Here is a 16,445-nt window from a genome sequence, read left to right as displayed (position 1 = left end):
CAATATTATATAAGTACAAATAACAACATGATTATCATACGAACGAGCCGGAATTACCGCGAGACAGCGAATAATTACAGTGCATCGAAATGAAATTTCCGGCACGTTCACACATAATAGAGTAAATCATTAAATCGAAAGGACGTGGTGCAGTAATCGTGGTGGTACTCGCGTTGCTAACGTCCGCAGCCGGGTTCCACCTCGTAAGCGCCCAAGACGCCGCACTCGACCTCGACGTCGCGGAAATCAACGACGAAGAGGAGTACGTCGTTATCGAGAACGAAGGCGACCAATCCTATGACCTATCGGGACTGACGGTTTCGTTCGGCGATAACTACGAGCGGTTTGCGTTCCCGGACGGGACGAGTATCGACCCGGGAGAGTCGATAACGGTCGGAACAGGGAGTGAAACAGCAACCGATACGGACTACAACGCCGGATGCGACGGATACGTTCTCTACAACGGAGAGCCGGATGTCGTTGAACTACAAGATGGAGATACGCTCATCACGGCGAGCCTGAGTGACGGCGACGACAGAGAAGGTGGAGAAACCGCACCCGGAGACGACGAATCGGATGATGGCGACGATTCGGATGACTCGGACGACGGTAACGACTCCGATGATTCCGATGACTCGAATGACGGAGACGACAGCGACGATTCGGGTGAATCGGATGACAACAACGATAGTGAAGACGACGACTCCGACGACTCGGATGACGAAGAGTCGGATGCGGACTGCTAGGAAATTCCGATAGCGCCGCTATTTTTTTGCGACAATCACGCTCAAAAACCAGTTCAATTGATAGATATATCCACCGTGTGAAAATATGTTGGAAAGCCAATATTATATAAGTGCTAATAGTTTCATGGATACTCTTATCAACCAGTTAAAAAGTCTATCTGGTTCATACGAACACAAATCATGGAACGAAACGGACGCGGAACGACGATTGGCGTTGTACTGGTACTGCTCGTGTCGGTTATGGGGTTCGGCCTCGTGAATGCGCAGGAGACGGACGACGGACTAAACATCAAGGTGAACGCAGAAGACGAATATGTCACCATCGAAAACACGGGAGAGACCTCGTATGACCTCTCGGGACTGACGCTGTCGTTTGATGACGGCCAGACGGCCTTTGCGTTCTCCGACAACGAAACAGTAGCAGGCGGTGATAGTATCACGGTCGGAACCGGAACCGAAACGGAAGGAGAGACGGATTACACCGCCGAGTACGAAACTCACATGCTCAACGACGACGACCCGGACACCGTCAGACTCCTCGACGGTGACACGGTAATCGCGTCGAGCGCGGACGAAACCGACTCCGACACCGGTGATTCGGACGACAGTGAGGACTCGAATGACGGCGATGATTCAGATAGCGTAGATGATGGCGAGGATTCCGACGAAAGCAACGACGACACGGACGACAGTGATGATTCCGACGAGAGCGAAAACGACACGGACGAATTGGAGGACACTGACGACACCGAGTCGGACGAGACGACAGACGATTCCGAAGACGACACTGGCGACGAGACGGACGACGGCGATTCGAGTGACGAAACCGACGAAGAGGCCGACTGCTAACTGATTCGAACGACACCACGATTTTTTCGAACTGCTCGATGTGGGAGTGCGAGCCGAAAACCGCTATTCTACAACCCCTGCCACGTCCGGGGAGAGTCGTTCAGACGTTCACAGCCGTCTTCCGTGACGACGACCAAATCCTCGATTCGGACGCCGAACTCGCCGGGGATGTAGACGCCGGGTTCGATGCTGAACACCATTCCGGACTGGAGTTGCAGGTCGTTTCCAGAAACGATGTACGGGCCTTCGTGTACGTCCAATCCGACGCCGTGACCGGTTCGGTGGATGAACTGCTCGCCGTAGCCGGAGGATTCGATAACCTCCCGAGTCGCCTCGTCCACGGATTCGGCAGTGACGCCGGGTTCGACAGCCTCGACGCCTGCCTGTTGGGCCTCGCGGACGACGCGATGAACCCGGTCGAACTCCTCCGGCGGCGTCCCAGCGAAGACAACGGTTCTGGTCTGGTCGCCCGGATAGCCGTCCACGAACGCGCCGAAATCGAGAACGACGGGGTCACCATACCCGATTTGACGCTCGCCGTGGCCGTGGTGCGGTTTCGCCCCGTTCGGACCGGAACCGACGATGGTGCCGAACGCGGGTTCGTCGCCGCCCGCATCGCTCAATCGGGACTCGATTTCCTGCGCCAGTTCGCGCTCGGTCATCCCGATTGCATCCTCGCCGAGTTCGCGGATTTCGACGCAGACCTCGTCTGCGACCTCGCCAGCGCGTCGGAGCGCCTCGATTTCCGTTTCGTCTTTTCGCATTCGGAGAGGTTCGAGAACCTCGCTGGCGAGGCCGAAAGTTGCCTCCGGGAGTGCGCTCCGGAGGTCTTGGGTGAACAGCGCCCACATCGTGTCGTCCACGAGGAGATTCCCTCTGTGAAGGTCGAACTCGTCGGCGACGTCGCCGACGAGTTCGAGGGGGTCGTCCCCGTCGCTCCACGTGCGGATGTCGGACACCCACGATTCGTCGGCGATTTGCTCGCCGTACATGTCCGGAACGACGAAAACGGGGTCACCGGAAACCGGAACGAACAGGAAGAGGTGTCGTTCTCCGGGATGTTCGTCGAATCCAGAGACGTAGAAGAGGTTCGTACTCGGGAACAGAACGGCGGCGTCGGCATCGACCGTTCTGAGTCGCTGTTGACACCGACGGGTTCGTTCCGCGAAAGCGTCCATCATGGGTGATGCTGTCGCGGGGTGTGCGTAAAAGTCTCACCTATTCGGCGGTTCGTGCGGGATTGGTTTTTCGTGCTCTACCGACCCGGAGCCATATACGCCTGAGAACCGTAGTTCTGTGACATGAGTCGAGAGGAGGGGCAACTGCGCGAGCGTGCCCGTCTGGCGTGGTGGGTCGTCGGTGTCGCTTTCGGAGTGGTGATGCTGTTTGTCTTCTACGCCTTCGCGGGGACGTTCGCACTCGGTCTGTTCATGTACTACGCCACCCGCCCTATTTACGACCGACTGGAAGCACGACTGGGCTATCCGGGCGTCACTGCAATCGCGTCGCTGTTTGCGATTTTGCTCCCAATTCTCCTGTTGGTCGCCTACGCCGTGGCGGTCAGCGCGCTGGAAGTCGTGAGAATCGCTGGGAATTCCATTGCTGGCTACGAGGGCGTGCTCCAACCGTATCTCGACCTGTCGTCGCAGACGGTTCGCCCACAGCGAATACTCGAACTCGCGCGCGAGAATCGAAGCCTGTTCACCCAACTCGGCGGGGCAGAACTGTTCGACGGTATCGCGAACATAGCGAGCGCGTTCGGACTCACGCTTTTGCAGTTGTTCGTCGCGTTGGCGTTCGCGTTCTACCTGCTCCGAGACGACGACAAACTCGTTCGCTGGTTCCGCCACCGAATCGGTGGCGAGCAAGAGACGGCCTACACCTACGGAAGGGCGGTCGATAGCAACCTCCAGACAGTGTACTTCGGAAGCATCCTCCATGCCTTCGTCGTCGCACTCGTCGCCGGAATTGCGTACAACCTCGCCAACGTCGTTGCCCCGGCGGGCGTGTCGATTCCGCTCCCAACCCTGCTCGGACTGCTGACGGGAATCGCCAGCCTCGTGCCACACATCGGGACGAAACTCGTCTACGTTCCAATCACCCTGTTTCTCGTCGTTCGTGCGCTCGGCGATGGGATTACCGCCCTCTGGTTTCCCCTCGCGTTCGTATTGGGAGTCGCCCTCGTGTTGGATGTCGCAACGGAGGCACTCATCAGACGATACACAGGCGGAAGAACCGTACACGTCGGTTTAATGCTGTTCGCGTACATCTTCGGCCCATTGTTGTTCGGATGGTACGGGCTGTTTATCGGGCCGTTGCTGCTCGTACTACTCGTGCAGTTCAACCGTATCGTGCTTCCGGAACTGATGCAGGGGGAGTCGATTCCGGCGGCGTCTGCGGTCGCTGATTCCGTGTCCGGCGAACGAGCGGCGGTGGGCGAATCGGGAACTCGGGATGAACTGAAAGGGAGGGAGGTATCAGAAACGGAGGCGGGCGGAACAAAGCCGAACGGAACGGAGTCGAACGGGGGCGATGAGAGCTAACCGGGAAAACAATGGGAGGCGGAGGACCGTGCAATATTCCCAAGATGCGAAATATATCATTGGAAATACCCATCATTTTTCTTTGGATTAGTAAGAGCTTTATTATTATCCGTCGGAGTGTCAGTACAGATGCTATTCGTGCGGGAAGGAGGTCAGAGCGAGGATGACCGCGACTTCAACATCGCGCTAGAAGCCTTGAAACGACAGGGATGTACCTTGTTGGTGACGGGTGCGGTGCCGGAGTACGTCACCGCGCAAGCGACGCAGCGACTGCTCGGCGACCCGCACCGTGACCGCAAACGACTCCTCGTGTTTACCGATGCGTCTCCCGAACACGTAGAGCGCAGTCTCCCGCCAAACGTGCGACGAAACGACGAGAGCATCGAAATCATCGAATCGGTTGGAGACGACCGTTCGACACCACCAGAAAGCCAATCCATCGAAACAAGCGACTGCGAGGTCGGCCGTCTTCAAGACGAACTCACGCGAGCAATCAGCCACTTCGATACCGTTTCCGACGGACTCGGTGCCGCGGAACTCAGGGTCTGCATCGACTCACTCGAACCGATACTCGAAGCCAACGGCCGCCCCGAAACGGTCCGATTTCTTCGCGGGATTTCGGCACTGGTTCGCGGCGTTCGCGGCATCGAACACGTTCACCTCCCCGTATCGGATGAATCGCCGGTAGTGCAGGAACTGTCTCCGCTGTTCGACGCGCGTATCGAACTCCGAAAGCGTGACGCGCTGGTTGCGGAGCAACGGTGGCACGTTCCGGGACACGACATCACGACGACGTGGTCGCAGTTGTAGCGTAGCCGGGAATCAGTACTGTTCTCGTTCCAACTCCTCCAGATGGCGGCGGATGCGCTTGAACTTGGAGACATCTACGAAAGCGTACTCCGCGCCGCCGAAGAAAGAATCCGGAATTTCGGAGTCGGTCAACAGCAGTTCGGGGTCTGCATCGACGTGGTTCACCTTTTCGAAGGGGATGACGCGAGCGAGTGGTGGGTCATCGTTAAGACAGACCACGGCGTTTTCTTGCACGAGTACGGCGTCGTACTCCTGTGCCTCGTATTCGTCCACTGCGAAAACCGTCGGCATGGGTAGTTCGACGCGGAGTGGGATATTAAATGGACGCGACGGAACTCGACCGACGACTGCGCGAGGAGTTTGACCCGCCCGAGGGAGCGCGACGAGTGGTCGTTCGACAGGCGCGCGACCTCGTCGATTCGGGCGAGTATCGAACGGACGCTGGCGTCGAACTGACCGCCGAAGGAATCATCTCGAATCTGCGCGACGCTCCCGAAGAGCAGTCGCTTCCCGAAAAGTGGAACTGGTGGATGGGGTCGCTGGGAATCGCATACGGCGGCTACACGGAGTTTCTCATCGTCCGGTGGGAGCGAACGAACTGAAAAACGGAGGCGAGAAATTAGGAGGGAAGTTGGCCAGTCGTCATCAGATACGCCAGTCCGAACTGAAGTGCGTTGAACGCGCCGTGAATCAGGGACGGAACGACGAGGTTTCTCGTGTACTCGTAGGCCGCACCGAGAATCGGCGAGAGGACGAATAGGATGCCGAGATAGACGAGGACACCCGTCCCTTGGCCCTGCAGTGAGAAGACGTGAATGAACGCGAAGATGAGGCTAGCGAGCGCGATAGCGGGCCAACGACCGAACGATTCACGGAGTCGTTCTTGGACGACTCCGCGATAGAGCAGTTCCTCACCCGGGCCGATGAGCAGGAACGAGAGCGGAATCAGGAGGAGAAAAACCCGCGGGTCTTGCTCCCCGAGCGTGGCGATTTCGTTCTGTGCCGACTGGATGCCGAAGGTTGCGAGGACGATAGAGACAGCGATGAGGCCGCTGTAGAAGACGACGAACCCACCAACAGTCCAGCCGAAATCGCGGATGGTCGGAACTCGAACCTTGATGTAGTTGAATCCTCTGCCGGTGTATCGCAGATACGCCAGCGCGAACAGGCCGAAGGCGACACCTTGCCCCATGACGATTGAGACGGCCACTGTGAGAGACGGCCGGTCGAGAACCGGAACGCCGACTGCGAGAAGCACGCCTGCGGCGAGCAGGACGAGGACGACAGCGAACGCATAGCCACCGAATCCGAGGCCGATGGCGGCGAACAGCGCCCGCGAACGCCGATTCCACAGTTCCATTATCCTGCCCCCTCGAACCATGCGATAGTTCGGTCGATGCCCGTTTCGTAGTCGATTTGTGGCTCGAATCCGACCCGTTCTCGAATCGCAGTCCCGTTCATCGTCGTATCATGTGTGAAGGCGTGAAGAATTTCGCTCAGTACCTCGATTCGCTCGCTGAACAGGGCACCACCTCGAAGCATCCACGTCGGGAGTCCCCTGACTCGTCCGTTCGTTCCGACCATATCGTAGACCTTTTGCGTGAAGGAGTTAACCGTCGTCGGTTCAGTTCCGACGGTGAATCGGCGGTCATTCTCGACCCGCTGCGTCGATTCCTCATCGAACGAAGCAGCCACGGAAATCAGCGCACGGGCCGCGTCCTCGATGAAGACGAACTCGTGTGGAACGTCCACAGGAGCGGGAAACAGCACGTTTTTGTCGGCGATGGGACGTTCGAACAACGGGCGCACGAGGTCGTTGGTCACGCCCGGGCCGTAGAAATCCGGCAGGTTGACCACCGTCGCCGGAAACGGCGCGCGAAACAGCGTCTCTTCGGCCTCCGCTTTGATTCTCGCCACGCGGGACGGCGGGTCGATTGGTGTGTCGGGCGAAATCGGTGGTTCGTCCGTCTGGGATTCGCGAACCGCAAACACCCACGTGTTTCCGGGATAGACGACGTGCGTGTCGGCATCACCGATGGCGGCGACCAGCAGGCGCGCCGATTCGAGCGTGTGATAGTAGTTCGTGAGCGGGAAGTTGATGCAGTGAAACACCACGTCTACGTTCCGAACCGCCCGACGCACGTTCAGCGGGATGAGAACGTTTCCGCGAACGATTTCGACGCGAGGCGTCGGAAATCGCTCGCGGAAGCGTCGTTTGCTCCGGACGAACACCCGTATTTGGTCGTCCGGGTCCGATTCGAGCAGTCGTTCGACGACGGCACTCCCCAGTGCGCCAGTCGCCCCTGTGACAAGATAGCGTACCCCCATTCGACTCTCCGAGGTACGATTCGGCTTCGAGGATACTGACCTTTGTGTAAGAAGAATGTTATTTTCGGCGAGAGGAATTCGATTTCGTGACGGTCGTCACAGCCGACGGACGAGGTTCGAAAGCGCGTCCGACCCGCCGCGCGGAATCGGCGTTCCGTGGCCCATACAGAGCACGTCGATGGTCGGGACCAACCCGGCGAATCGGCGGATACTCCGCCGGATTTCGTGAGTGTCGTAGGAGTCCCACCATTCCGGCGGCGTCAGCGCGCCGTCGCGTTCCCAGACGAGGTCGCCGACCAATCCGACTCCCAAATCGTCGTGGACGTAGACGGTATGACCCGGATTGTGGCCCGGCGTGTGATACGCCGTGAATCCGCCGATTTCTGCGCCGTCTTCCAACGGCAGGATTTCGAATCGTTCCGGAATCGGAACCAACACGCGAGCGAGGCGATGGAACGCGCCCTTATGGTGGAACAACGGCGGGTCGTAGGTTCCGGAAAGCAGGTCGGCATCGCGCTGGCCGACGAACACCGGCGCGTCGAGGTTGGACAGGTTTCGAAGGCCACCGACGTGGTCGATGTCGTAGTGCGTAACCAGCACGCGGTCGATGTCCGCGACTTCGTAGCCCGCGTCGCGGAGTTCGCGGCGCACGCCGAACCACGGCAGACCCGCATCGACGAGCGTCACTTCGCCGTCGTCCACGAGAAAGGCGTTCGCGCCGAAGACGGGAAAACCGAGTTCGAGCAGCCAGACACCTCTCGTGAGTTCCTGCGCCATACATCCGCTACGGCGGACGGGGACTTAACACCCGGAGGCGAAATTGGTAGGGAAATCAACCGCGTCGAAACGCCTTCCCGCGTCGAAGGCAAACGGTACGCCATGCACGTCAAAGCGGTCGGTGCGGGCGTGCTGGTCGAACTGTTCGCGGTTGCGGTCGGTGCGACCCTCCCGCTCCCACCGGACGTCCGAATAACCGCCGCGCTCGCGCTTCTTACCGTCGGACTCGTCGGCGGGTACGTCGCCGGACGAGTCGCCGATGGGAACTGGCGCGATGGTATTCGCCACGGCCTGTTCGCCGGAATCGTCGGCGGTTTCGCACTCGCGCTCGTTCTCGGCTACACCATGGCGACGCCGGGGAGTGAGGTTGGCGCGCTCTGGGGACTGAACTATCTCATAGCAACGAGCGGAATCCCGACCGATTTGGCCGCGGTGTACGACCAGCAACTGGGAATCCTATTTCCCGCGATAGCAGGGTTGCTGGTCGCAATCGAAGGCGCGGTCGCAGGTGGTGCGGCCGGAAGCGTCAGTGTGGAACCGCCCTAAGGCGTCCATCGGAGGATTCGGTCGTCTGCGTTTCCGGGTGACCCGCGGCCGTCTCGGTTGCTCGTGGCGAAGTAAAGACCGTCGGAACCGGCGATGACGCTTCGGATGCGACCGAACTCCCCTTCGAACAGTCGGTCGTCCGATTCGACCGTTCGACCGTCGGAACCGAACGTGACTCGGTGGAGGTGTTCGCCCGCCAGTGCGCCGAAGTAAAATGCCCCGTCGTAGAAAGCCGCGCTCGCGGGTGCGATGGCCGGGGTGTACGAGGCGAGCGGGTCGGTGAACGCCGGGTCGTCGCTTTCGCCAGTCACGGTCGGCCAGCCGTAGTTGTTCCCTTCTTCGATGCGATTGATTTCGTCGTCCGTGTCCGGGCCGTGTTCCGTGCTGTACAGAACTCCGGTTTCCGGGTGGAACGCGAGTCCTTCCGGATTGCGGTGGCCGTAGCTAAACACCGCTCGTTCGCAGTCGGGCACCGACCCGTCCGGTTCGAGTCGCAGAATCGACCCGTGGAGGGTTTCGAGGTTCTGAGCCATCTCAGGGTCGTCCGTATCACCGACCGTCGCGTAGAGGTAGCCGTCAGGCCCGAAGGTGAGACGCCCACCCGTGTGTCGCTGTGCGCCGGGAATGCCGTCGAAAATCACGGCTTCGCGTTCGAGTTCGCCGTCTACGAGACGGTAGCGGAGGATGCGCTGTGAAATGCCATCGTCTTCGTACGTTTGGAAGAGAAATACGGTCTGCGTGGTCGGGAACTCCGGATGGAGCGCGAGACCGAGCAGGCCACCTTCGCCGACGACATTCGTGTCGTCGATTTCGGCGAGCAGTTCGACGCCGTCGGAGCCGAGTCGGTTGACGCGACCGGTTCGCTCCGTGAAATAAAGCGTTCCGTCGGGAGCGAAGTCGGTTCCCCACGGAACTTCGAGGTCGGTAGCGACCGCCTCGACCGCGGAATTTTGCTGTGCGACTCGACCGTCGAGTTCACGGATTGGTGAGGAAGTCGTTTCGGGGTCTGCCCCGGAGGTCGTGTCGCCGGTTACGACGCCGACCGAGAGGAGGACACCTGTGCTGGCGAGAACCTTACGTCTGGTACTGTGTGGCACGAGGGGAACGATACGGTAAATTCATTTTAATTTTTTGGCTTTTTATTTTTATTTATTTGTAGAGAGTTCGAGACGACAATCAACCTGCGCAATCCTCTTCTGTGAAACCAGTCTACGCTGTGCCCATGGAACCGATTCAACTCGACGACGTTGATAGGGGGATACTCCACGTGCTTCAAAACGACGCGCGAAACAGCACTGCCGCAGGGATGGGTGAGCAGGTTGGTGTATCGGCGAGCACCGTCCGAAATCGTATCGAACGGTTGGAGAAGGCCGGAGTCATTCGAGGATACAATCCGGACATCGACTACGAACGAGCGAACTACCAGTTGCACGTTCTCATCGTCTGTCGTGCCCCGCCCGACGAGCGTTCGACGCTCGCGGATGAGGTGATGGAAATCACGGGCGTCGTCACCATTCGGGAACTGCTGACCGGAACCGAGAATATACACATCGAGGCGATTGCCGTCGATTCCGACACGGTGGATTCAATCACCGAGCAGATACACGAACTGGGGTTGGACATAGTGAGTACTAACATCATAAAAATCGAACGTGTTCAGCCGTTCGACCACTTCGGCAAGGAAGTTACCGAGAGGTGAATTTGTTGACACTAGTCACAGTATGAAAGTCTGACGTGGTACGGGTCGAACAGTCCGCGAAAACGGAACCGAGTCGGCGACGATGAATTGTGAAAAATTGGTACAGAACCGTCCAACAGCTGTTGTATGCACAGAACCTGTGGTGGGGATTCCGCAATCAGCTTTTGCCGACAGGGCACGTTAGTACACCTATGTCTGCGGATTCCGAAGACAGCGGAAAAACGAACGAACCACCTGACGAGCTTTCGATTACCACCACGCTAAACCTCCTCACTGAGCAACGCCGCCGTCTGATCATCGACACCTTGCAGCAAAACGAACCGCCGCTCGCAGTGGCGGATTTAGCCAAAGAGGTGACGATACGCGAAAACGACACTTCGATGCCGGAAGTCGATGACGACGAAGTGCTGCGAACCTACATGAGTCTCTATCACAACCACATTCCGCGGTTGGTAGACGCCGAGGTTGTAGAGTACGAGCAAGAGCGGGATGTGGTGGGGCTGTCGAAACATTCCGAGCAGGTGGCGGACGTTCTGTCCGCGATTTCGGACAGCGAACTGAGAAATGAAGAGTCGGCGTAACGGCAGTTCGAACTCGAAGTAACTCCTGCCGAAAGTCGTTGTTTCGAGAGCGAGAGCTGTCACGAGCAATACCCATAGATGTCACTCTCCCTTCCGTACTCTTGTCAATCCCATACCCACGAATCCCGTAGCCGCCAATCCTGCACACGCGACCCACCTATTTGAGTTCGACCGAAACCGCGGTTTCCGGGTCGTCCGCTCCGCGAACATACCGAACTTTATCATCGCGAACCACATCGAAAACCCGGAACGAAATCACTAATCGACCCGCCGAAACTGTTGCCCGGAGAACCGGCCCGCGGGTGGTTATGGCAACGTATGGCGGGGCGGGAACCGGTGTGGCCTGCATCGAAAATCCGCCAGCTGACACCGCTCCGGAGAGGATCGTTGGGAACTCCGCCAGCAGGCCGGATTCGCGGAGTTCGTGTGAGAACGGTTCGACAACCGCCTCTCGGTCGGTCGTCGAACGTTCTCCATCGGTTGTCGCGTTCGTTCCGTCAGCCGTCGCCTCGTTGTTCCACGATTCGGCGACGGAATCCGCACAGCGAAGGAGAGACGTGACAGTTTCCATGTGCTCCGAGAGGACGTATCTTCGGACGGCTAGTTCCGGGTCGGTCATCGCTCGAAAGCGCGTCACGGGAGTACAAAGCCGTGTCGGACGATAGCTATCCACATCGAGAAAGCTTATATCCGAAATGGACAGAACTACCGATGGAATGAAACGAATTCTCTCCCGCGTTGGAGTTGGCTCCGCTCGCGTCGATACCGTCCTCCCCAAAACGACGCTCACCGCCGGTGAGTCGGTCGAAGCCGAGGTTCACGTCGAAGGTGGTTCGACAGAACAGGAAGTCGATGCAATCTACTTCGCCCTGCTGACGCGGTACAAAACCGACGACAGCACCCGAACCGGCGTCATCGACAAGTTCCAAGTCGCCGACCCGTTCACCATCGGCCCGGACGAGGAGAAGACCTTCCCGATTACCATCGACGTTCCAGTCGATACGCCCGTCACGGTCGGTCGAACGAACGTCTGGCTCGAAACCGGACTGGACATCGACTGGGCGGTTGACCCTGACGACAAAGACCCGGTACAAATCGACCCCGGCCCACAGCTTTCGACGTTCCTCGATGCACTCGATTCCCTCGGCTTCACGCTTCGAACCGCCAAATGCGAGAAAGCGCCGGGAAGCATCTTCCCGGGCAAGTTCGTACAGGAATTGGAGTTCGTTCCCCACTCCGGCCCGTTCTCGGGCAAACTGGACGAACTCGAAGTCGTTCCGACTGAAACCCAAAACGGATTGGAAGTCAGGCTGGAAATCGACCGACGAGGCGGTCTGCTCGCCGAAATGGCGGACATAGACGAGCGATGGACACAGCTTTCGTTTACGAACGAGAGCGTGAGCCAAATCGAGTCGAAACTCCACACCGAAATCGAGCGACACGCCTGATTGACGCGGTCAGGTACGCTTCGTAAACATCCTCTACCCGGAGAGAGCGACTGTCAGTCGCTCTCTCCGGAAAAGCGAACGCGACAAATGCGGTCGCTTCGTACTTGCGAACGTGAGCGACAGCCCCGAAAAGCCGCTTCGAGTGGAAGACGGCGATGAACTCCACGAGGTTATCGACGACCACGACCTCGTGTTGGTCGATTGCTACACGAAAGGATGCACGCTCTGTCAAGCCATCGAACCGGTGGTCGGCAACGTGGCTCGCGCAACCGACGCGACAGTGGTGATGGTCAACCCCGGAAACGACCTTTCACTGGTGGAAACGTACGATATTCGGAGCGTTCCGACACTCCTTCTGTTCGAAGACGGCGACCTCGTCGGGAGAATGGCGGACGGCTTTCAGGGAACCGATGCGGTAGTGGGGTTCGTGGAAGAAGCTGCGAATTGACTGCTCGATTTCGTGCGTTACTTTCACACGATATGTATGTTATCATCTATCGTAGGGCAAAAAGCCTATAAATACCCACGTGTGATTGTTTATCACAGATGGTAGTTGAAACGATTCCGCTGTTCGGGCCAATTCCCGGTGGGATGGAACTCGCGGTGATTCTCCTCATCGCAGTCCTCCTCTTCGGTGCAAACAAGATTCCAAAACTCGCACGCTCGACGGGCGAAGCGATGGGCGAGTTCAAGAAAGGGCGTCAGGAAGTCGAAACCGAACTCCGCGAGATGCAGGAGTCCGACTCGACGACCGAGACGAGAAACGATTCGGCCGTCGAAGCGGACGCGGAAGTTTAAACGGATTCGGGGGGACCGGGAACACCCGGCCCGACGGTGTTTTTCGAGGAAGTTCGACGATGAGTGGCAACTACACGAAGACGGCAACCTCGCCGCCCGACCACAACGGAAAAGTCACTCACCCGCCAACGGAAGGGTATGGCCGACGACACGACAGAGGCAGACGGCGAGGAATCGAGCGAGAGTTCAACAGGGTCGGGGTCGGGACTCAAAACGCTCTTGCTCCTCGGATTTTCGTTCATCGCGGGCTACCTTTTCGCGAAGAAGGGAAGCAAGCCGAATCTACGCGAAGAACTCGGCGATCTCGGGCGGAGTGGCGGGCCGATGGAAATCGAAATCGAGGATACGGACAGCAGTGCCGAGGCCGAAGAAGACGAATGGGAAGTGGAAGAGGAAACGGAAGACAGTGAAGAAGTCGAAAGCGAGGAAGAAGGAGTAGACGAAAGCGAAGACGAGGACGAAGCAGAAACCGAGGAAGAAGAGACAGAAGACGAAACGGAAGAAGCGGAAGACGAAGAAACCGACGACAACGAAGACGACGAAGAGTAGCTCAGTAACCGGTTGCAGTCCCGTCTTTTCGCGGTTCAGTCGCCCCGGAAAGCACACCGTTTTCGTTTCGCACGATTTGCGCACCGCCGAAGAGCGACGGCGGAAGCACTCGCACGTCGTGTCCTTTTCGGACGAGTTTTGACGAGAGATTGCCGTCGGTTCGTCCCTCGACTGCGAGCGTTCCTTCTTCTCGGTAGCGCCAGCGCGGGTAATCCAGCGCCGCCTGTAGCGGCATGTCGTAATCCACGATGTTCGAAATGACCTGCGCGTGACCCTGCGGTTGCATGTAGCCACCCATGACACCGAAGGCGGCCCAATCGTCCTCGCCGAATTTGGCGAGCGCGGGAACGAGCGTGTGGAACGGACGCTTTCCGGGTTCGAGGCTGTTCGGATGGTCGGGGTCGAGTGAGAACGACGCCCCGCGATTTTGGAGGGCAATTCCGGTGTCGCCAGCGACGAGTCCCGAGCCAAACCCGGCAAATCGGGAGTTGATGTAGGAAACGACGTTGCCCTCGTCGTCCGCGACACAGAGTAGGACGGTGTCGGCGTCTTCTGCGTGAGCATCTGGAACCCCGAAGGAAACGTCGTGGTTCGCCGTTTTGCCGATGTGTTCTGCTCGCGTTTTCGCCCACGAATCGGAGGCGAGCGGTGGGATTTCCTCGTATTCCGGGTCGGTGATGTAGCGGTGACCGTCGTGGAAGGCGAGTTTCATCGCCTCTGCGAAGTAGTGAATGCGCTCCGGGGAGTCGAGTGGGTGTTCGCCTGCACCGATTTCCTCCGCGATGTTGAGGGCTTCGAGGGCGATGAGACCCTGATTGTTCGGCGGGAGTTCGAAAATTTCTGCCCCTCGGTACGTGGTCGAAACCGGGTCGATGAACTCGGGTTCGAACTCGGCGAGGTCGTCCACCGTCAGGAAACCGCCCTGCGATTGGACTTCTTCGGCGATTTTCTCGGCGATGTCGCCTTCGTACAGCACGTCAGCACCCTCTTCCGCGATTCGGCGAAGACTTTCACCGAGTCGCGGTAGTGTCATCGTTTCGCCGACTTCAGGCGCGTTGCCGTCCTTCAAAAATGCTTCCCGAGCGTGGTCGGAGGTAAAGAGACTCTCCGCACCAGTCCAGTGGGAGGCGATGACTTCCGAGACGGGGTAGCCGCCGATTGCGTAGTCGATAGCCGGTTGGAGTGCATCGTCGAGCGAGAGATTTCCGAGTTGCTCAACGGTCGCCTCCCACCCGCGCGCAGTTCCGGGAACGGTTACTGCGTGCGGGCCGAGGAAGGGCATTCCGAGGTCGTCGGTGTCGTCGGTTTCATCGACCGCATAACCACGATTTTCGGGATACCACGCAGACGGGTCGTCGTGGGTTTCGATGGACGAACGAACGTTTTCGATGGTTGCGGCGGTGGGCGCACCGCCGCAACTTCGCATCGCGCCGACTTCGCCGTCCGCGGTTCGGTACAGCGCGAACACGTCCCCGCCGAGTCCGGTACTCGTCGGTTCGACGACGTTGAGCGCCGCGGCGGTGGCGACTGCGGCGTCGAACGCGTTGCCTCCATCTTGAAGAATCGAAACGCCTGCCTGCGCCGCGAGCGGTTGGCTCGTGGCTACGATTCCGTTCGGCGCGTAGGCGGTAGAACGTCGGGATGAGAATCTGTCCAAATCTGGATTCGTCATACCATGCCATACTCGGAAGGAGGCCTAAAGTACCCACCAAATAGTTTCGGGGGCGGGCTTAGGAGAGGGTGGTGCGTCCGAAATCGTATGACGTTCTCGATTTGTGTCCGGGAAAAAGGAGATGAAGAAACCAGTTTCGGCGTCGCCGTTTCGACCGACGCACCCGCTGTCGGGGCGCTCGCGCCCTGCATCAGCCACGACGGAGTTATCAGCACGCAGAGTTTCGTCAACGTCCGACTCGGGCGGCGCGGCATCGCGCTCCTCCCGGACATTGCGGTAAACGACGCGCTGGAAGGCTTGCTCGCACAGGACGACCACGGCCACCTCCGACAGGTTCACGGACTTGACGCGCGGGGCAACGCCTTTGCCTACTCCGGGGATGGGTGTGACGGGTGGTTCGGACATCAGGTTCACGAGGAACACGACCTGACTGTCGCCGGAAACATGCTCGTCGGCGAGGAAACGCTGGACGCGCTAGTCGAAACCTTCCTGGCGAGCGAAGGGGACCTCGTCTCCCGACTCATCGACGCGCTGGCCGCCGGAAAGGAAGCAGGTGGCGACAAGCGCGGCCACACGTCCGCGGCGGTGATGGTGAAAGCCCCGCAGACGATGGCGCACCACGATTTGCGGGTCGATGCGCACGAGGAACCAATCTCGGAACTACGAAGCGTCTACGAGACGGCAAAATCAGCGAGTGATGGATTCAGCGAGTCCTCAAAGGAGCGGATTTTCGACTGAAAATCCGCGAACAAGCGGATGTTCGTTAGACATCAATTGACATACGTGTGAGTTATATTAATAAATAAAAAATAATATATTCATCTCGGATACATCGCTCTCATGGATTTACAACTCGACGGAAAACGAGCGTACGTGATGGCGGCGAGTAGCGGTCTGGGGCGCGCAGTCGCCGAAGAACTGGTTCGGGAGGGCGCGAGCGTCGTCATCTCGTCGCCCGCCGTGAACTACATCACAGGTGCCGTGCTTCCGGTTGACGGTGGATGGCATCGACACGCATTTTAGCTGATTGTACGCGGTAATATGCAGTATTTTCCGAGGCGTATTGTGTCGGTCGAACGTGCGACATTTCACCCAAGAT

General features: G+C 58.6%; 22 protein-coding genes. 14 read left to right on the top strand and 8 right to left on the bottom strand.

Annotated elements, in window-relative coordinates; translation table 11 throughout:
- Positions 1-158 precede the first annotated feature (158 nt).
- Positions 159-746 (top strand): lamin tail domain-containing protein, encoded by a 588-nt coding sequence (locus tag BW974_RS24355; protein ID WP_084186384.1) that lies wholly within the window; start codon positions 159-161, stop codon positions 744-746.
- A gap of 180 nt (positions 747-926) precedes the next feature.
- On the top strand, positions 927-1,595 hold the full coding sequence (locus BW974_RS18605; RefSeq protein ID WP_076431777.1) for a lamin tail domain-containing protein: 669 nt from the start codon (positions 927-929) through the stop codon (positions 1,593-1,595).
- A gap of 68 nt (positions 1,596-1,663) precedes the next feature.
- On the opposite strand, the gene BW974_RS18600 is transcribed toward BW974_RS18605, so the two are convergent.
- A complete protein-coding gene (locus BW974_RS18600; RefSeq protein ID WP_076432236.1) occupies positions 1,664-2,773 on the bottom strand; it encodes a M24 family metallopeptidase in 1,110 nt (369 codons plus the stop codon).
- 123 nt (positions 2,774-2,896) lie between these two features.
- Between BW974_RS18600 and BW974_RS18595 the strand changes: the two genes are divergently transcribed.
- Positions 2,897-4,138, top strand: coding sequence for an AI-2E family transporter (locus BW974_RS18595; RefSeq protein WP_076431775.1), 1,242 nt, complete (start codon positions 2,897-2,899; stop codon positions 4,136-4,138).
- A gap of 129 nt (positions 4,139-4,267) precedes the next feature.
- Positions 4,268-4,948 (top strand): DUF7504 family protein, encoded by a 681-nt coding sequence (locus BW974_RS18590; RefSeq protein WP_076431773.1) that lies wholly within the window; start codon positions 4,268-4,270, stop codon positions 4,946-4,948.
- 12 nt (positions 4,949-4,960) lie between these two features.
- Here the strand turns inward: BW974_RS18590 and BW974_RS18585 are convergent, their stop codons facing one another.
- On the bottom strand, positions 4,961-5,239 hold the full coding sequence (locus tag BW974_RS18585) for a hypothetical protein (protein ID WP_076431771.1): 279 nt from the start codon (positions 5,237-5,239) through the stop codon (positions 4,961-4,963).
- A 29-nt stretch (positions 5,240-5,268) separates the two neighbouring features.
- On the opposite strand from BW974_RS18585, the gene BW974_RS18580 reads away from it, so the two are divergent.
- Complete coding sequence (locus BW974_RS18580) at positions 5,269-5,550, top strand: WNWW family protein (protein ID WP_076431769.1); 282 nt, start codon at positions 5,269-5,271, stop codon at positions 5,548-5,550.
- 17 nt (positions 5,551-5,567) lie between these two features.
- On the opposite strand, the gene BW974_RS18575 is transcribed toward BW974_RS18580, so the two are convergent.
- The 3 genes from BW974_RS18575 to BW974_RS18565 form a co-directional block, all read right to left on the bottom strand.
- Positions 5,568-6,308 carry a CPBP family intramembrane glutamic endopeptidase gene (locus BW974_RS18575; RefSeq protein ID WP_084186383.1) on the bottom strand — a complete coding sequence of 247 codons (741 nt, stop codon included), beginning with the start codon at positions 6,306-6,308 and terminating at the stop codon, positions 5,568-5,570.
- Positions 6,308-7,276, bottom strand: a complete 969-nt coding sequence (locus BW974_RS18570) for an NAD-dependent epimerase/dehydratase family protein (RefSeq protein ID WP_076431765.1) — start codon at positions 7,274-7,276, stop codon at positions 6,308-6,310. Before BW974_RS18570 ends, BW974_RS18575 begins: the two co-directional genes overlap by 1 nt.
- Before the next feature lie 96 nt (positions 7,277-7,372).
- Positions 7,373-8,053 (bottom strand): MBL fold metallo-hydrolase, encoded by a 681-nt coding sequence (locus tag BW974_RS18565; RefSeq protein ID WP_076431763.1) that lies wholly within the window; start codon positions 8,051-8,053, stop codon positions 7,373-7,375.
- A 102-nt stretch (positions 8,054-8,155) separates the two neighbouring features.
- Here BW974_RS18565 and BW974_RS18560 point away from each other — a divergent pair, with 102 nt between their 5' ends.
- Positions 8,156-8,599, top strand: coding sequence for a hypothetical protein (locus BW974_RS18560; protein WP_076431761.1), 444 nt, complete (start codon positions 8,156-8,158; stop codon positions 8,597-8,599).
- Here the strand turns inward: BW974_RS18560 and BW974_RS18555 are convergent.
- Positions 8,596-9,696, bottom strand: coding sequence for a PQQ-dependent sugar dehydrogenase (locus BW974_RS18555; RefSeq protein WP_175609742.1), 1,101 nt, complete (start codon positions 9,694-9,696; stop codon positions 8,596-8,598). The genes BW974_RS18560 and BW974_RS18555 overlap by 4 nt on opposite strands.
- Before the next feature lie 125 nt (positions 9,697-9,821).
- On the opposite strand from BW974_RS18555, the gene BW974_RS18550 reads away from it, so the two are divergent.
- Positions 9,822-10,298, top strand: coding sequence for an Lrp/AsnC family transcriptional regulator (locus BW974_RS18550; RefSeq protein WP_076431757.1), 477 nt, complete (start codon positions 9,822-9,824; stop codon positions 10,296-10,298).
- A 191-nt stretch (positions 10,299-10,489) separates the two neighbouring features.
- Positions 10,490-10,879 carry a DUF7344 domain-containing protein gene (locus BW974_RS18545; protein WP_217694363.1) on the top strand — a complete coding sequence of 130 codons (390 nt, stop codon included), beginning with the start codon at positions 10,490-10,492 and terminating at the stop codon, positions 10,877-10,879.
- Positions 10,880-11,036: 157 nt separating this feature from the next.
- Here BW974_RS18545 and BW974_RS18540 read toward each other — a convergent pair whose 3' ends face one another.
- Positions 11,037-11,498: a DUF7988 family protein gene (locus BW974_RS18540; RefSeq protein ID WP_076431755.1), complete on the bottom strand. Its 462-nt coding sequence runs from the start codon at positions 11,496-11,498 to the stop codon at positions 11,037-11,039.
- A gap of 97 nt (positions 11,499-11,595) precedes the next feature.
- Here BW974_RS18540 and BW974_RS18535 point away from each other — a divergent pair, with 97 nt between their 5' ends.
- From BW974_RS18535 to BW974_RS25840, 4 genes are all read left to right on the top strand, one after another.
- Entirely contained in the window at positions 11,596-12,327 is a 732-nt protein-coding gene (locus BW974_RS18535) for a sporulation protein (protein WP_076432232.1), read from the top strand.
- Between the two features lie 112 nt (positions 12,328-12,439).
- On the top strand, positions 12,440-12,775 hold the full coding sequence (locus BW974_RS18530) for a thioredoxin family protein (RefSeq protein ID WP_076431753.1): 336 nt from the start codon (positions 12,440-12,442) through the stop codon (positions 12,773-12,775).
- A gap of 98 nt (positions 12,776-12,873) precedes the next feature.
- Entirely contained in the window at positions 12,874-13,125 is a 252-nt protein-coding gene (locus BW974_RS18525; RefSeq protein ID WP_049972167.1) for a Sec-independent protein translocase subunit TatA/TatB, read from the top strand.
- A 138-nt stretch (positions 13,126-13,263) separates the two neighbouring features.
- Positions 13,264-13,674 carry a hypothetical protein gene (locus tag BW974_RS25840; RefSeq protein ID WP_076431751.1) on the top strand — a complete coding sequence of 137 codons (411 nt, stop codon included), beginning with the start codon at positions 13,264-13,266 and terminating at the stop codon, positions 13,672-13,674.
- 1 nt (position 13,675) lies between these two features.
- Here the strand turns inward: BW974_RS25840 and BW974_RS18515 are convergent, their stop codons facing one another.
- Positions 13,676-15,346, bottom strand: coding sequence for a gamma-glutamyltransferase family protein (locus BW974_RS18515; RefSeq protein ID WP_076431749.1), 1,671 nt, complete (start codon positions 15,344-15,346; stop codon positions 13,676-13,678).
- Positions 15,347-15,433: 87 nt separating this feature from the next.
- On the opposite strand from BW974_RS18515, the gene BW974_RS18510 reads away from it, so the two are divergent.
- Entirely contained in the window at positions 15,434-16,084 is a 651-nt protein-coding gene (locus tag BW974_RS18510; protein WP_076431747.1) for a DUF1028 domain-containing protein, read from the top strand.
- Between the two features lie 102 nt (positions 16,085-16,186).
- A complete protein-coding gene (locus tag BW974_RS27475) occupies positions 16,187-16,369 on the top strand; it encodes a hypothetical protein (protein ID WP_076431745.1) in 183 nt (60 codons plus the stop codon).
- Positions 16,370-16,445: the final 76 nt, after the last annotated feature.

Origin of the sequence: Haladaptatus litoreus, from assembly GCF_900156425.1 — an archaeon.
In the GTDB taxonomy this organism is placed as follows: domain Archaea; phylum Halobacteriota; class Halobacteria; order Halobacteriales; family Haladaptataceae; genus Haladaptatus; species Haladaptatus litoreus.
Note: the sequence above shows the minus strand (reverse complement) of the source record. Positions and strands in the feature narration are given on the sequence as shown.

Coding starts and splice junctions, on each gene's coding strand:
- BW974_RS18605 (WP_076431777.1), top strand. CDS start 927: ATGGAACGAAACGGACGCGGAACGACGATTGGCGTTGTACTGGTACTG.
- BW974_RS18600 (WP_076432236.1), bottom strand. CDS start 2,773: ATGGACGCTTTCGCGGAACGAACCCGTCGGTGTCAACAGCGACTCAGA.
- BW974_RS18595 (WP_076431775.1), top strand. CDS start 2,897: ATGAGTCGAGAGGAGGGGCAACTGCGCGAGCGTGCCCGTCTGGCGTGG.
- BW974_RS18590 (WP_076431773.1), top strand. CDS start 4,268: ATGCTATTCGTGCGGGAAGGAGGTCAGAGCGAGGATGACCGCGACTTC.
- BW974_RS18585 (WP_076431771.1), bottom strand. CDS start 5,239: ATGCCGACGGTTTTCGCAGTGGACGAATACGAGGCACAGGAGTACGAC.
- BW974_RS18580 (WP_076431769.1), top strand. CDS start 5,269: ATGGACGCGACGGAACTCGACCGACGACTGCGCGAGGAGTTTGACCCG.
- BW974_RS18575 (WP_084186383.1), bottom strand. CDS start 6,308: ATGGAACTGTGGAATCGGCGTTCGCGGGCGCTGTTCGCCGCCATCGGC.
- BW974_RS18570 (WP_076431765.1), bottom strand. CDS start 7,276: ATGGGGGTACGCTATCTTGTCACAGGGGCGACTGGCGCACTGGGGAGT.
- BW974_RS18565 (WP_076431763.1), bottom strand. CDS start 8,053: ATGGCGCAGGAACTCACGAGAGGTGTCTGGCTGCTCGAACTCGGTTTT.
- BW974_RS18560 (WP_076431761.1), top strand. CDS start 8,156: ATGCACGTCAAAGCGGTCGGTGCGGGCGTGCTGGTCGAACTGTTCGCG.
- BW974_RS18550 (WP_076431757.1), top strand. CDS start 9,822: ATGGAACCGATTCAACTCGACGACGTTGATAGGGGGATACTCCACGTG.
- BW974_RS18545 (WP_217694363.1), top strand. CDS start 10,490: ATGTCTGCGGATTCCGAAGACAGCGGAAAAACGAACGAACCACCTGAC.
- BW974_RS18540 (WP_076431755.1), bottom strand. CDS start 11,498: ATGACCGACCCGGAACTAGCCGTCCGAAGATACGTCCTCTCGGAGCAC.
- BW974_RS18535 (WP_076432232.1), top strand. CDS start 11,596: ATGAAACGAATTCTCTCCCGCGTTGGAGTTGGCTCCGCTCGCGTCGAT.
- BW974_RS18525 (WP_049972167.1), top strand. CDS start 12,874: ATGGTAGTTGAAACGATTCCGCTGTTCGGGCCAATTCCCGGTGGGATG.
- BW974_RS25840 (WP_076431751.1), top strand. CDS start 13,264: ATGGCCGACGACACGACAGAGGCAGACGGCGAGGAATCGAGCGAGAGT.
- BW974_RS18515 (WP_076431749.1), bottom strand. CDS start 15,346: ATGACGAATCCAGATTTGGACAGATTCTCATCCCGACGTTCTACCGCC.
- BW974_RS18510 (WP_076431747.1), top strand. CDS start 15,434: ATGACGTTCTCGATTTGTGTCCGGGAAAAAGGAGATGAAGAAACCAGT.
- BW974_RS27475 (WP_076431745.1), top strand. CDS start 16,187: ATGGATTTACAACTCGACGGAAAACGAGCGTACGTGATGGCGGCGAGT.